16 protein-coding genes are annotated in these 13024 nt (G+C 64.1%); 13 read left to right on the plus strand and 3 right to left on the minus strand.

Features of this window, described 5'->3' with window-relative positions; genetic code table 11:
- Positions 1-16 precede the first annotated feature (16 nt).
- The 3 genes from AC1TPF_RS04015 to AC1TPF_RS04025 are packed head-to-tail and all read left to right on the plus strand — an operon-like array spanning position 17 to position 2121.
- A complete protein-coding gene (locus AC1TPF_RS04015) occupies positions 17-1222 on the plus strand; it encodes a sensor histidine kinase (RefSeq protein WP_482136395.1) in 1206 nt (401 codons plus the stop codon).
- Positions 1223-1280: 58 nt separating this feature from the next.
- On the plus strand, positions 1281-1724 hold the full coding sequence (locus AC1TPF_RS04020; RefSeq protein WP_482142728.1) for a MerR family transcriptional regulator: 444 nt from the start codon (positions 1281-1283) through the stop codon (positions 1722-1724).
- Positions 1717-2121: a carboxymuconolactone decarboxylase family protein gene (locus AC1TPF_RS04025; RefSeq protein WP_482136393.1), complete on the plus strand. Its 405-nt coding sequence runs from the start codon at positions 1717-1719 to the stop codon at positions 2119-2121. The genes AC1TPF_RS04020 and AC1TPF_RS04025 overlap by 8 nt, the downstream gene beginning before the upstream one ends.
- Positions 2122-2138: 17 nt before the next feature.
- Here AC1TPF_RS04025 and AC1TPF_RS04030 read toward each other — a convergent pair whose 3' ends face one another.
- Positions 2139-3704 carry an AMP-binding protein gene (locus AC1TPF_RS04030; RefSeq protein ID WP_482142730.1) on the minus strand — a complete coding sequence of 522 codons (1566 nt, stop codon included), beginning with the start codon at positions 3702-3704 and terminating at the stop codon, positions 2139-2141.
- Positions 3705-3885: 181 nt separating this feature from the next.
- Here AC1TPF_RS04030 and AC1TPF_RS04035 point away from each other — a divergent pair, with 181 nt between their 5' ends.
- The 7 genes from AC1TPF_RS04035 (at position 3886) to AC1TPF_RS04065 (ending at position 10351) form a co-directional block, all read left to right on the plus strand.
- Positions 3886-4344: a nuclear transport factor 2 family protein gene (locus AC1TPF_RS04035; protein WP_482136391.1), complete on the plus strand. Its 459-nt coding sequence runs from the start codon at positions 3886-3888 to the stop codon at positions 4342-4344.
- 7 nt (positions 4345-4351) lie between these two features.
- Entirely contained in the window at positions 4352-5173 is an 822-nt protein-coding gene (locus AC1TPF_RS04040) for a mycofactocin-coupled SDR family oxidoreductase (protein WP_482142732.1), read from the plus strand.
- A gap of 106 nt (positions 5174-5279) precedes the next feature.
- Complete coding sequence (locus AC1TPF_RS04045) at positions 5280-6053, plus strand: LytR/AlgR family response regulator transcription factor (RefSeq protein ID WP_482144022.1); 774 nt, start codon at positions 5280-5282, stop codon at positions 6051-6053.
- Entirely contained in the window at positions 6050-6427 is a 378-nt protein-coding gene (locus AC1TPF_RS04050) for a DUF485 domain-containing protein (protein ID WP_482142734.1), read from the plus strand. Before AC1TPF_RS04045 ends, AC1TPF_RS04050 begins: the two co-directional genes overlap by 4 nt.
- Before the next feature lie 10 nt (positions 6428-6437).
- Complete coding sequence (locus AC1TPF_RS04055) at positions 6438-8210, plus strand: sodium/solute symporter (RefSeq protein ID WP_482142735.1); 1773 nt, start codon at positions 6438-6440, stop codon at positions 8208-8210.
- A 186-nt stretch (positions 8211-8396) separates the two neighbouring features.
- Positions 8397-8894 carry a cupin domain-containing protein gene (locus tag AC1TPF_RS04060; RefSeq protein ID WP_482142736.1) on the plus strand — a complete coding sequence of 166 codons (498 nt, stop codon included), beginning with the start codon at positions 8397-8399 and terminating at the stop codon, positions 8892-8894.
- 38 nt (positions 8895-8932) lie between these two features.
- Entirely contained in the window at positions 8933-10351 is a 1419-nt protein-coding gene (locus AC1TPF_RS04065) for an MFS transporter (RefSeq protein ID WP_482142738.1), read from the plus strand.
- Positions 10352-10464: 113 nt separating this feature from the next.
- On the opposite strand, the gene pdxR is transcribed toward AC1TPF_RS04065, so the two are convergent.
- Complete coding sequence (gene pdxR, locus AC1TPF_RS04070; RefSeq protein ID WP_482142739.1) at positions 10465-11883, minus strand: MocR-like pyridoxine biosynthesis transcription factor PdxR; 1419 nt, start codon at positions 11881-11883, stop codon at positions 10465-10467.
- Between the two features lie 47 nt (positions 11884-11930).
- Here pdxR and AC1TPF_RS04075 point away from each other — a divergent pair, with 47 nt between their 5' ends.
- Positions 11931-12380 (plus strand): carboxymuconolactone decarboxylase family protein, encoded by a 450-nt coding sequence (locus AC1TPF_RS04075; protein WP_482142741.1) that lies wholly within the window; start codon positions 11931-11933, stop codon positions 12378-12380.
- On the opposite strand, the gene AC1TPF_RS04080 is transcribed toward AC1TPF_RS04075, so the two are convergent.
- Positions 12352-12615 carry an SDR family NAD(P)-dependent oxidoreductase gene (locus tag AC1TPF_RS04080; protein ID WP_482142743.1) on the minus strand — a complete coding sequence of 88 codons (264 nt, stop codon included), beginning with the start codon at positions 12613-12615 and terminating at the stop codon, positions 12352-12354. The genes AC1TPF_RS04075 and AC1TPF_RS04080 overlap by 29 nt on opposite strands.
- Between AC1TPF_RS04080 and AC1TPF_RS04085 the strand changes: the two genes are divergently transcribed.
- Both AC1TPF_RS04085 and AC1TPF_RS04090 read left to right on the plus strand, forming a co-directional pair.
- Positions 12600-12767, plus strand: coding sequence for an ABC transporter substrate-binding protein (locus AC1TPF_RS04085; protein WP_482142745.1), 168 nt, complete (start codon positions 12600-12602; stop codon positions 12765-12767). The two genes, AC1TPF_RS04080 and AC1TPF_RS04085, sit on opposite strands and share 16 nt — an antisense overlap.
- Positions 12709-12972, plus strand: coding sequence for a hypothetical protein (locus AC1TPF_RS04090; protein WP_482144097.1), 264 nt, complete (start codon positions 12709-12711; stop codon positions 12970-12972). The genes AC1TPF_RS04085 and AC1TPF_RS04090 overlap by 59 nt, the downstream gene beginning before the upstream one ends.
- The last annotated feature ends 52 nt before the right edge of the window (positions 12973-13024 follow it).

Here is a 13024-nt window from a genome sequence, read left to right on the forward strand (position 1 = left end):
ACGTGATGAGCCGCTGATGTCGGGCATCACGATCACCGTTGTTGTCATCGCGGTACTGGTGGTGGCGATTGCCGTTGTGGCGCTGCGGGTTCGGACACGCCCGACCCTGACGACACCCGCCGAGCGGGCGGTACACGCGACCCTGCACACCGCGTCACTGGCAGCCAGGCCCTTGCGGCGTGGTTTGAATGCCGACTCGGCCGCGCAGGCCGCACCGCATCTGCAGAGTCTGACCGCTGCCGACGCACTGGGCATCGCCGACGCCGACGGTGTGGTCCTGGCCTGGACCGGATCTCACGAGCGGCTCGCAACCGAGTTCGCGAACGCCTCGGTTCGAGCCGCCGCCGAAGGGCGCCGGATCCTCATCAAGGCCTCCGAACTCGATGAACCCGGTGTCCGGGCGCTGATCGTGCAACCGATGCCTGCCGACGGCGCCGGATCGGTGGGCGTGATCGGTGTGGTCACCCGAAACCAGCCGGGACCGGGCATGCTGTCGGCGATCACCGAGGTGGCCCACTACGCGGGCAACCAGATCGAGTTGGCTGACCTCGATGCCTCTCGTGCCCGCCTGGACCGGGCCGAGGTCCGCGCACTGCGGGCTCAGATCAGTCCGCATTTCATCTACAACGCGTTGGGCACCGTGGCGTCGTTTGTGCGGACCGACCCCGATCAGGCCCGCGAGCTCATCCTGGAGTTCGCCGACTTCACCCGGTACTCGTTTCGCGCGGCAGGCGAGTACACGTTGCTCGCCGACGAACTACGCAACATCGACCGCTATCTGACGCTGGAACGCGCCAGGTTCGGGGGGTCGCTGTCGGTCAAACTGCAGGTCTCTCCCGAGGTCCTCAACGTGGTATTGCCTTTCTTGGCGTTGCAGCCGCTGGTGGAAAACGCGGTACGGCACGGTATTTCGAGTAAGCCAGAGGGTGGGACGGTCACCATCATCGCGGCCGACGAGGGTACGGATTGCGTGATCAGCGTCGAGGACGACGGCATCGGGATGGATCCGGAAATCCTGCGGTCCGGTGATCTCGACGCGATCGTCACCGGAACCGGCGGGCCCAGCGCCACGGAGAGCGCCCACGTGGGTCTGGCCAACGTCGACGACCGGTTGCGCGCGGCGTTCGGTAACGATTACGGACTGGTGGTCGAAACGGCGCCCGGCGCCGGAACCAAGGTGAGCATGCGGGTACCGAAGTTCCGGCCGGGTATCTCGGTCTGAATCGCCCCGCCACCTTGGGGTTGACTTCGAGTGCGCTCTAACTCTTACGCTGCATCCTATGAAGAAAGACGATGCGCCGACTGAAGTCGATCCCCATGGTCTGACGGTCGCGCAGATGGCGCTGGTGACCGGCGTATCGGCGCATACCCTTCGTTATTACGAACGTGCCGGGCTGATCGAATCCGTCGGCCGAAATCCTGGGAATCAGCGCCGGTATTCGGAGGCGGATGTGGAGTGGGTGAAGTTCCTGCTCCGACTCCGTGAAACCGGGATGACGATCTCGCGGATGCGTGTGTACGCCGAACTCCGTGCGCAAGGCGATGGAACTGTCGCCGCCCGGCTCGAGCTACTCGAAGTCCACCAAGCGGGGCTGCGAGAACAGATTGCGACCCTGCGGCAGCACGAGAAGGCACTCGAATCAAAAATCGCGATCTACCGCAACGACCTGGCCGCCGCGTCCGGCGACCGCAACGACAACGATGCAGGAGACACCCATGAATGACGCCACCACGCGCGAACAACGGTACGACCATGGACGATCGGTGCTCGACGCGATCGACGGAGAAGCCGGCGTGAACGTGATCGATTCGCTGAAAGATGTTGCGCCAGAACTCGCACACCAGGTCGTGGCATGGGGGTTCGGCGACATCTACTCGCGACCCGGTCTCGAACCGCGCGACCGCCAGCTCGTCACCCTCGGGATGCTCACAGCGCTCGGCGGATGCGAGCCGCAACTCGACGTCCACATCAATGCATCACTCAACGTCGGTCTGTCGCCGCACCAGATCATCGAGGCGCTGCTGCATTCGGCTGTCTACTGCGGATTTCCGCGCGCGCTGAACGCCACCCTCACCGCGAAGAAGGTCTTTGCCGAACGTGGGCTACTGCCGATCTCCTGATCGTGTCGGATCCGATGTCAGCTTTGGACACTGGATGTTTCCCTCGTTTGGTTGCGCTCGGCCACGATCTTCCTGATCGCAGCCTTCTGGACCTTGCCGCTGGGTGTGCGGGGGAATTCGTCGAGTTGGTGAAGCTCCTCGGGCCACTTCTGTTTTGCCAGACCGGATGTGGTGAAATGCGCCCGTAGCTCGTCCAGCGTGGGCATCGCTGCGCCCGGCTTGAGTCGCAGTACCGCGGCGGTGTGTTCACCGAGTCGGGCGTCGGGCGCGGAGACCGCCGCTGCTTCGGCGACACCGGGTAATCCGAGAAGCTCCTCTTCGACCTCTTGCGCGCTGATGTTCTCGCCACCGCGGATGATGACGTCGTTCTTGCGGTCGGTGATCGTCAGACTGCCGTTCTCGTCGAGGATCCCGATATCGCCGGTGTGATACCAGCCGTCGGAGTCAAAAGCGTTGGCCGTCAACACGTCGTCGGTGTATCCGATGCAGAGATCGGGGCCGCGGGAGAGGATCTCGCCGTCGGGTGCGATCTTCAGCTCCACGCCTTCGAGCGAGCTGCCGTCGGTCTCCGTACGTTTGGTGACCGAGTCGGTCGTCTTCGACCCGGTGATGGAGGGGTGTTCGGTGCTGCCATAGGAGCGGTAGGCGGTGACGCCGAGTTCGGTCAGTCGGCGGGTGAAGGTCAACGGGACGGTGGCGCCACCCAGGCCGGCGTAGGGCATGAACTCCAGATGCGCGGGGGTGAAGTCGGGATGATCGAGCACACTGGTCACGAAATATGGTGCACCACCACCGACTTTCAGCTTCCGCTCGGTCATCAGCCGGAGCACCACGGCCGGATCCCAGACGTCGATCAGGTGAATCGGATATCCCTCGAGAATCGGGATCAGAAACGCACTGACCATTCCGATGAAGTGACCGATGGGTGCGCCGGTGATCTGCGGTTGCCCGTCGCGTGGCCAGCGAGCGGCCAGCTGCCGGGTTTCACAGACCAGGGTCTGGTGACTGTGGATCACACCCTTGGCCTTACTGGTGGTTCCGGACGTGAACGCGATCAGCGCAGGCGCGGCCGGGTCGGCCTTGACGATCCCGGCCATCGGCTCATCCGCGAGGAGTTCGTCGAAGTTCGCTCCGACAACACCGACGACCGGGACATCACGATAGAGGTCCGGCTCGTAGGTCATCTTCCCGAAGCCCTCGGCGGTGATCACCACCTTGGGCTTGGTGGTGGCGATGATGTGCGCCATCTCCTTGGGGCCGTAGAAATGGACCACGGGCACGATGACCGCTCCGAGGAACGACGTCGCCCAGAAGGTGGCGCCGGCCTCCATCCAGTTCGGCAGCTGCGCGACGACCACGTCGCCCTCGCCGACGCCGCGATCACGGAGTCCGGCGGCCAGCCTGCGGGCGATCAGCTCGACATCGGCAAAGGTCCCCACGTACGGGTGGGTCGCGGAGTGCACTTCGAATGCGAGGTGGCCGCGGTCGGCCAATCCGTGACCGGCCAGCTCGCCGATGGTTTCTTCGGTCCACCAACCGTCGTCTCGGTACCGTTTTGCCAGTTCGTCGGGGATATGTCTCATCGAGTGCTACTTCCTGACGTGTCGATACTCAAGTGCGACCCGCATCTTGACAGCGGGCGATTATGACGTAGATCATACGAAGCAAGCTAGGTTTTCAAATTAGAGAATAGCGTTTCCGTGCTGTGCTGATGGTGCGAATGCTGTTCTGGGATCGGTATTTTTCGTAGCGAGGAGTTGTCAGGTGGATATCCAAGAGGTTGTCGACAGGCTGGAAATCGAGCAGCATTTGACGAATTACGCGAAGGCGGTCGACTCCGAGGATTGGGATTTGTGGCGCTCGCTCTATACCGAGGATGCGCGCGTCGACTACTCCGCAGTCAGTGGCCCGACGGGCAATCCGGCGGAGATCTCCGCATGGCTGGAAGCCTCGATGAAAATGCTGCCGATGAAGCAGCATTTCATCACCAACATCGACTACACGATCACCGGTGATACCGCCGAGGTGCGGGCGATGTTCTACAACCCGATGCTCCTGCCTGGTCAAACCGAAAAGAGTGACTGCGGCGGCTGGTATCGCCACAAGCTTGTGCGGACGTCAGAAGGGTGGCGCACGTACGACTTCCAGGAAGAGGATGTCTGGTTCAGTGCCACGATGAGGGCGGGGGCCGAAGCGCATCGCGCTGCGTCGGCGAAGGGCTGAGATAGCCATGGGTGAACTCGACAACACGGTCGCCCTGGTCACGGGTGCGGCACGAGGGCAGGGCCGTAGCCACTGTGTGGCGTTGGCCGAAGAGGGTGCCGACATCATCGCGATCGACATCTGCGCCGACATCGACTCCATTCCGTATCCGTTGGCCACGAAAGAGGATCTCGACGAGACCGCCCGACTGGTCACCGAAAAGGGTCGCCGGATTTCGACGTATACCGCTGACGTGCGACAGCTGGCCGACCTCGAGGCTGCTGTCGCGGGCGGTGTCGCGCAACTCGGCGAGATCGACATCGTCGTCGCCAATGCCGGTGTGGTCGCGCTTGGGATCGCCGATCCGAAAAACGAGCAGCTCTACCGCGACATCGTCGAGACGAATCTGTTCGGGGCCTGGAACACGATCGCGGCGACCGTGCCGTCGATCATCCGTAAAGGCCGGGGCGGATCGATCGTCCTGACCAGTTCGGTCCAGGGTCTGATCGGACGCGGTGGTGACGGGAGCGCGGCCGTGTTCGGATACGCCGCGTCCAAACACGGGATCGTTGGTTTGATGCATTCGGCGGCAAACGCGTACGCGGCGCACAACATCCGCGTCAACACGGTCCATCCGACCGGGGTTGCGACACCGATGGTCATGAACGAGTACATGGCAAAGATGCACGCGGAGCAGGGCAGTCCGTCGTCCATGGGCGGGAACATGCTGCCGGTACCGATGGTCGAAGCCGAAGACATCACCAACGCTGTGATGTGGCTGGTGAGTGAGAAGGCCCGATACGTCACCGGCGTCGCGTTGCCGGTGGATGCCGGATGCTCGGCCATGTAGTTCCGCCGCGTTGGTGGGTTTGAGGAGGAGCGTACGTGGCACGATAGACCCTGTTGTGTCACAGACGAACAAGGATTCCGCGCCCACGAAACGGCCGGCACTGACAGTGCTGGCCGTCGACGACGAATGGCCGGCGCTCGACGAGCTCGCGTATCTGCTGCAGGCCGAGGACGCGGTGGCCGAGGTGCTGACGGCCGGTGACGCGACCACCGCATTGCGGTTGATCAAGGATCGTCCCGACAGTATCGACGCGGTGTTCCTCGACATCAACATGCCGGGTCTCGACGGACTCGAACTGGCCGGGGTGCTGGCAGCTTTTGCCAACCCGCCTGCCGTGGTGTTCGTGACCGCGCACGACGATCGGGCGGTGGCCGCGTTCGACCTCGGGGCGCTCGACTATCTCCTCAAACCGCTACGAGCGCAGCGTCTTGCAGAGGCGGTCCGGCGGGTGGTCGAGCAACGGGAGACATCCGATTCGGACCTGGGCTCGCAACCCGGTGTCATCGAAGATCCGGACGAGGTGATCCCGGTCGAGATGGGTGGTTCGACCACACTGGTCAATCGCTCGGACGTGGCCTGGGTGGAAGCCGAGGGTGACTACACCCGGCTGCACACCGCAACCGGATCCCATCTGGTTCGTATCCCCATCTCGGCGCTCGAAAGCCGTTGGGCACGCGCCGGATTCCTGCGCGTTCACCGTTCATACCTGGTGTCGTCGTCGCTGGTCACCGGTATCCGCACGGTTGGATCCGGCATGGTTGTCCTCCTGCGGCCGGGGCCGGATGCGGCGGTGGTGGAGTTGCCGGTGAGCCGGCGGCACACTCGGGAACTCAAAGACCGCCTTGTCCGTAGCCCCAGACAGGACCGGCTCACCCGATGACAACCGCCGGAGAAGGCCCGCCGCGGCCGCGGGAGCGGGTCGTTCTCGCAACGCGGCGAGGGGCGCGCACCGTCCGTACCCGGGTGGAGGTCCAAGAGCAGACCGAGGTCGGCGACGCACTCATCCGTGGGCTGATGCGCGCACAGCTGGGGCTGGCGTTGCGACTGGCCGCGCCCACCCTGCTGCTGCTGTGTTCGATACCGGTGTTGATGAAGATTTTTCCGGGACTGACCGAGGTGTCGATCTTCGGGATCCTGTTGCCCTGGTGGATCCTTGGATTTGCCGTGTATCCGCTGCTGCTCGGCGTCTGCTGGATCTACAACCGTCTCGCCGACCGAAATGAAGAAGAGTTCGGCGACCTGGTCGACGACTGAGATCCCACAGATGCAGACGATATCCGGACAGTCGGTGCCGGTCCCGACACTCATCGCACTGGTTGTCGCAGCGGTGGCCACCGTCGCCATCGGAGCCTACGGAGTCCGCCTGGCCCGCACGACATCCGACTTCCTGGTTGCCTCCCGCAGCGTCGGACCCAAATGGAACGCCGCGGCCATCTCCGGCGAATATCTCTCTGCTGCCTCATTTCTCGGCGTTGCGGGACTGATTGCAAAGTACGGCGCAGACGCACTGTGGTATCCGATCGGCTTCACCGCGGGCTATGTCGGCCTGTTGTTGTTCGTGGCGGCTCCGCTCCGCAGGTCCGGCGCCTACACCGTCCCTGATTTTGCTGAATTCCGGTTGCAGTCCAGGCGTTTACGCAAGCTGGCGACTGCGGTTGTGGTCCTCATCTGCATCCTATACATGGTTCCGCAGTTCCAGGGCGCGGGTCTGACACTCAACATTTTGCTGGGTGTTCCACCATGGGTCGGCGCGGTGGTGGTCGCGCTGATCGTGATCGCCAATGTTGTTGGCGGCGGGATGCGTTCGATCACCTTCGTGCAAGCTTTTCAATACTGGCTCAAACTCACCGCCATCGCGGTGCCTGCCGTTGTCCTGGCGATCCACTTCTACGGCGTCGGCAATGATCATGGGTCCGAAGCGCCACCGACGGTGTCGACGGCAACGACTGTCGACGTCACGACCGACGTTGTCGTCACCGTGGCAACCCCATTGCAGGTGAATGTGTTCGGGGGGGTCGACGACGTCGCCGTGTCCGGACCTCTGATGTTGCAGCCGGGCGAACACACGTTGAGCGATGGGACCGAGCTCGAACTCGCCGCTGGATCGGCCGTACCGGTGGTCTCCGGCGCGCCGTCGACGCACAGTGAATGGGCCACCCCGGGATGGGGTTTCGGCGGGGAGCACCCGATGTTCCAGGTTTTTTCGCTGATCATCGGGATCTTCCTGGGCACCATGGGGCTCCCGCACGTGCTGGTGCGCTTCTATACGAATCCGGATGGCAGGGCTGCCCGGGCGACCTCACTGGCGGTGGTGGGTCTGCTCGGGGTGTTCTATCTGTTCCCCACCCTGCTCGGTGTTTTCGCGCGTTTTTGGGTACCGCAGCTGCTCATCACCGGGGCGTCGGACGCCGCTGTGCTGTTGCTGCCGGGCTCGGTGTTGTCGGGTATCGGTGGCCAGTTGCTGGCGGCGCTGGTGGCTGCAGGCGCCATCGCAGCTTTCCTCGCCACGTCGTCCGGCCTGCTCGTCAGCGTGGCCGGCGTCCTGAGTACCGACGTGCTGCGCGGACGGGTCCGTGACTTCCGTGTCGCCTCCGTGCTGGCCGGGTTGCTTCCCCTCCTGTTGGCCGTCGGGGTGACGTCCATCGACCTGTCCCGCACCGTCGGTCTCGTGTTCGCTGTCGCCGCCTCGACGTTGTGTCCGTTGCTGGTGCTGGGCATCTGGTGGCGCGGACTCACCGCGGTGGGCGCGGCGGCAGGACTGATCGTCGGTGGTGTTGTCGCCGGTGGCGCCGCCCTCGCGACATCGGTCGGCGGCGTCGATGACGGCATGCTCGACGGCTGGCCCGCTGTGCTGATCGGTTATCCCGCGGCAGTCAGTGTGCCGTTGGCGTTTGCCACGATGGTGCTGGTCAGCAAGTTGACCGCCGATCGGGTCCCGGCTGATGTCGGGCGGTTGCTGACCCGTCTGCACGCCCCGGAGGGGTTGGGAGTCGGGCGCGATCGCGAGGTGGGTCTGGAGCTCGGGGAGGATCGCTGACCCGAGCGACCCGGGGGGATCGGCCGCAGTGTCGCGGCGAACATCCTCCGCTCGTGGCTGGAATCCAGATAATTGACACACGATTCTGTCCCTGAAATGCACCATATAGTGGGTCGATTGCCCCCTTAGATTCAGAGGTGTCACCGAGAAAAGATCGGTGACCCCAATGACTTTGAGGAGCGAGAAATGAACTTCGACAATGCAGCAAAGCCCGTGCTCGTCCGTGCGCACCAGGCTGAGGCATTGCAGGACGGCGCGACCAGTCGGATCACCCTGCTTGCCGACTCGAACATGACCGGTAGCGCACTGACCGCGAATCGTGCGACGTTCCAGAAGGGTTCGCCGGGCGCGCCCGCACACTTCCACACCCTGGCGACCGAGATGTTCTTTGTGCTGAGCGGCACCATGCGGATCCTGGTCGACGACGAGGTCGTCACTCTCGGACAGGGAGACTTCCTGACCGTTCCGCCGACCGTGCCCCACGCGTTCGCTCCGGCCCCCGATTCCGAGGCCGAGATGCTCGTTGTCTTCACGCCGGGAATGGACCGATTCGACTACTACCGACTGCTCGAACGCGTGTACCAGGGTGAGGCCTCGCTCCAGGACATCCGGGACAGTTCGGAGCGGTTCGACAACCACTACTTCGAAAGTCCGGTCTGGCAGCAGGAACTCACGCGTCGCTGAGCCTTGATCCGTCCCTCCCGAGAGTAGAGGTATCCGCTATGTCCTTCATTGCCCTGAGCAAAACCGAGGTCGCACCGCGTCGTCGACTGGGCCTCACGCTGGCCCTCCTTGCCTTCGCTCAGCTGATCATTTCGATCGACTACAACATCGTCTATGTGGCCCTGCCCGACATCGCGTCGGACCTCGGGTTCTCCGCCCAGAATCTGCAGTGGGTGATCAGCGCATACGCTGTCGCCTTCGGAGGCTTCCTGCTGCTGGGCGGACGGGCGAGTGACCTGTTCGGGCCGCGCCGGATGTTCGCACTGGGGTTGATCCTGTATTCGGTGTCCTCGCTGCTCGGTGGGCTTGCGACCACACCGGCAATGCTGATCGCGGCGCGGGCGGGCCAGGGTATCGGCGGGGCACTGCTCTTTCCTGCGACCCTGACACTGGTGTCGACCAGCTTCGCCGAAGGGCGCGAACGCAACTTCGCCTTCGCGGTATGGGGCACAGCGGGTGGCAGCGGCATGATTCTCGGCTCGTTGCTCGGCGGAGTTCTGACCCAGACATTCGGCTGGGCCGCAGTGTTCTTCGTCAATGTGCCGCTGGGCTTGATCGGTGCGCTGCTCGCCTTCCCGCTGATCGCCCGCGACGCGCTGCGTGTTGCACGCCGTTCGCTTGATCTGGCGGGGGCACTGACCTCCACCGTCGGGATCACCGCAATCGTCTTCGCCCTCGTTCAAGGTCCGGAGTCCGGCTGGGGCTCTGCGACGGTCGTGGGGACGGCCGTCCTGGGCGTAGCCGTGCTTGCGCAGTTTGTCGCGATCGAGCGTAGGGCGGACGATCCTCTGCTGCCGCTACGGCTGCTGCGGGACCGCGACCTGACCATCGGCAGCCTGATCACGTTTCTCTATATGGGCACGTTCGGCACGCTTCTGTACTTCCTGACCGTCTACTTCCAGAGCGTGCATGAATACAGCGCCATGCAAACGGGTTTCGCATTCCTTGTTCCGATGATCGCGATCGCGATCGGCTCGCAGACTGCGGGGCGGCTGGCAACCCGCTGTGGTATCCGGCCGGTCATGATCGGCTCGCTGGTCGTGGGCGGGGTGGGCGCCGCGATCGTCGGCGCAACCATTTCGGTCGACGCCTCCTACCTCACAGCGGTTCCCGGACTGATGCTCCTCGGCATCGGCCAGGGCGCGGGCTACACCCTGATGTTCGGTGCGGCCACGCGGAACATTGCGGCGGCCAACCAGGGAATCGCATCGGGGATCGCCTCCACGAGTCAGCAGATCGGTGGGGCGATGGGTCTGGCGGTTCTTGTCGCCGTGGCCAACTCGGGCCTGGACGGCACGGGCGGAAACGCGCTGCGGTCCGCGACCGTCGATGGCCTGCAGACCGCGATCTACCTTGCGGCAGGCGGGATCGCGCTGACCGCACTGGTTGCGCTGGGATTGCGCACGACGAGCCGCTGACGGGCGACTTACGGACACAGGTTCGGATACTCCGTGCGAAACAGGTTGCGCTGCTGAATCTTTTGATGATGGCGTAACCGAATGTAAGCCCCGTGCCGTACCCGGTGCGGGGTTCACGGCGTTGGCGGCAGGATCTGGCAGAGTGCGGCAAGCGCAGCGGCGAATGCAGCATCTGATGGGGCCGCATAGCCGACGACAAGGCCGTCGAATGCGGGCGCGGCATCGGGATGCCGGAAGTCCGAGAGACCGTCGAGTGCGATGCCTTGCCAGACTGCGGCCTTGACCGTCGACGCCTCGGTGCCGGGCGGAAGTCGCAGAACGGCATGGAGTCCCGCGGCGATACCGGTGGTTTCGATGTGCGGTGCCTGCTCGGCAAGCGCCGCTGCCAGCCGGTTGCGACGGTTACGGTAATGGTGGCGCATCTGTCTGACGTGGCGGTCGTACTCTCCGGAGATGATCAGATCGGCGAAGGTGAGCTGGTCGACGACGCTGGTCCAGCGTTCGCGTTGGCCCTTGATCGCCAGGACGGATTCGATCAGCCGCTCCGGCAACACCATCCAACCCAGTCGCAGCGCGGTCGAGATGCTCTTACTGGCCGACCCGACGTAGAGGACGTGGTCGGGATCCAGCGCCTGCACCGCGCCGACCGGTTCGCGGTCGTACCTGAACTCGCCGTCATAGTCATCCTCGATCACCACGCCGCTCCGTGCTCGCGCCCATTCGACCGCGGCGTGACGGCGCTCCGGATCGAGCGGTCCACCGACAGGGAACTGATGCGCGGGGGTGAGCAGCACCGAGCGAACCCCGCGGTGCCCGTCCAGTTCGGTTGTTCTGGCGCCGTATTCGTCGAGGCCGAGCGGCACGGACCGGATACCGTGGGCCACCAGCAGTGCGCGATGGAATGCCAGGCCGTACGCCTCGACCGCGAGCGTCCCCCGCAGCACGCCGCCGCCGAACAGCAGGCGCAGCGCATCGGAGAATCCCGCGCAGATCACGATGTGTTCGGGTTCGGTGCGTACGCCCCGGACTCGGGCGAGATAGCCTGCGAGCGCGGTTCGTAACTCGATCCGGCCTTGAGGATCGCCCGGACCGAAGGCGCTGTTGGGTGCGCTATTGAGCGACCGGCGGGTCGACGCAGCCCACGCTTTCCTCGGGAAGCGCGAGGTGTCCGGTTGGCCCTGCTGGAGGTTGTGCACCGGCGCGGTGGTCCCGGTGGCCGGCCTCTTCGGCACACGCTGGCGTGTGACCCGTGCGGTGCGCTCTGCAACCCGCGTGCCCGAACCCTGTCGTGCGGTCAGCCACCCCTCGGCGACCAATTCAGAGTATGTGGCGGCGACAGTATTCCGTGCGATGCCGAGATCTGCCGCAAGTGATCGATAGGGCGGCAACTGTGTTCCCGCAGCCAGCCGTCCCTCCTGGATCGCCCCGCGCAATGCCGCGGCGAGAACAACGCGGCGCGAACCTGCTCCGCTCAGCTCCAGATGAAGATCAGAACCAAGGCGTTCGGCAACATTGACCCATGACTTCGACATCTGAATGCACCTCTCGGGCGGGCTATTGACTCTCTAGATTAGAGATCATGACCAACACCACCGCGTCCCGAGTCGACTTCGCCGCTGCAGCCCCGAAAGTCTTCAAAGCGTTGATCAATTTCGACGCCGCTGCCCGCGAGGGCCTCGACCCCGCGCTGGTCGAACTGATACAGATCCGGTCGTCCCAGCTCAACGGCTGCGCTTACTGCCTCCATATGCATGTGAGCGACGCTCGGAAGGCGGGCGAGGACGATATGCGCCTGCATTTGGTTGCGGTCTGGCGCGAGGCGAAGCTCTACTTCTCAGCAAAGGAACTGGCCGCGCTCGCGCTGACCGAGGCCGTGACCCAGATTACCGGCGGCGTACCCGACGAGGTGTACGAGGAGGCTGCCGCGCTGTTCGACGAGGCGGAGATGGCGCACATCCTTGCGATCATCTTCACGATCAACACCTGGAACCGGGTCGCGATCAGCACCGGCAAGGTCGCCGGTCAGTAGACGCCGAACAGCACTGCGTCCGGCGCGTGATCGAATTGAGCGCAGCCTTCGATGCCTGATAAGCGGGCGCGACCATCGAAAAGTACTGTGACTGTGGATCTTCCTGTTCGGCCAACATCACCTTCTCGTGGGATCGGCCGCTGATGATCACCGTGTAGCCGGCACGGCCCAGCGCTTCCGCCACGGCGAAACCCAGTCCCCGGTTGGATCCGGTGACCAATGCAATTTTCGACATGGTTGAACTTCCGTCGCGCCCCGTTCAATGACGTGCGAGCGCGCCAGGCGGTCTCCTTGGTCGTGGACCTGGACGCGATCAACGAGGTGGTCTATGAGGGCGATGGCCAGGTCGGGCAATTTCATGGGCGTCGACGATCAGCAACTCAGTGACGCGTTGGATGTCGGCTGCAACGCCGTGACAGTCGAGGAGCGAAGGGCCGCATACCAAACCGCGCAGGAGCGGCTGGTCGTTCTTGCCCTGGGGCTCTGGTACGTCCGGGCAACACCCTCGATCATGTCGGGCAACGACGTCCACGGACTGCAGATGTATTCCCTCGGTTCATCTTTGCCCGAGGAGCTCTGGATCACGAGCTAGTGTCGCGAGCCGGCAGCGGTACCTGTTGGCGACCACGACTTACGAGAATCGA

Source organism: Williamsia sp. Y853, assembly GCF_056786495.1.

Excerpts from the sequence above, each read along its gene's own strand:
- AC1TPF_RS04090 (WP_482144097.1), top strand. The coding sequence starts at position 12,709 with ATGAGGGCGATGGCCAGGTCGGGCAATTTCATGGGCGTCGACGATCAG.
- AC1TPF_RS04050 (WP_482142734.1), top strand. The coding sequence starts at position 6,050 with ATGACAACCGCCGGAGAAGGCCCGCCGCGGCCGCGGGAGCGGGTCGTT.
- AC1TPF_RS04060 (WP_482142736.1), top strand. The coding sequence starts at position 8,397 with ATGAACTTCGACAATGCAGCAAAGCCCGTGCTCGTCCGTGCGCACCAG.
- AC1TPF_RS04085 (WP_482142745.1), top strand. The coding sequence starts at position 12,600 with ATGCAATTTTCGACATGGTTGAACTTCCGTCGCGCCCCGTTCAATGAC.
- AC1TPF_RS04075 (WP_482142741.1), top strand. The coding sequence starts at position 11,931 with ATGACCAACACCACCGCGTCCCGAGTCGACTTCGCCGCTGCAGCCCCG.
- AC1TPF_RS04015 (WP_482136395.1), top strand. The coding sequence starts at position 17 with ATGTCGGGCATCACGATCACCGTTGTTGTCATCGCGGTACTGGTGGTG.
- AC1TPF_RS04030 (WP_482142730.1), bottom strand. The coding sequence starts at position 3,704 with ATGAGACATATCCCCGACGAACTGGCAAAACGGTACCGAGACGACGGT.
- AC1TPF_RS04080 (WP_482142743.1), bottom strand. The coding sequence starts at position 12,615 with ATGTCGAAAATTGCATTGGTCACCGGATCCAACCGGGGACTGGGTTTC.
- pdxR (WP_482142739.1), bottom strand. The coding sequence starts at position 11,883 with ATGTCGAAGTCATGGGTCAATGTTGCCGAACGCCTTGGTTCTGATCTT.
- AC1TPF_RS04065 (WP_482142738.1), top strand. The coding sequence starts at position 8,933 with ATGTCCTTCATTGCCCTGAGCAAAACCGAGGTCGCACCGCGTCGTCGA.
- AC1TPF_RS04025 (WP_482136393.1), top strand. The coding sequence starts at position 1,717 with ATGAATGACGCCACCACGCGCGAACAACGGTACGACCATGGACGATCG.
- AC1TPF_RS04020 (WP_482142728.1), top strand. The coding sequence starts at position 1,281 with ATGAAGAAAGACGATGCGCCGACTGAAGTCGATCCCCATGGTCTGACG.
- AC1TPF_RS04040 (WP_482142732.1), top strand. The coding sequence starts at position 4,352 with ATGGGTGAACTCGACAACACGGTCGCCCTGGTCACGGGTGCGGCACGA.
- AC1TPF_RS04055 (WP_482142735.1), top strand. The coding sequence starts at position 6,438 with ATGCAGACGATATCCGGACAGTCGGTGCCGGTCCCGACACTCATCGCA.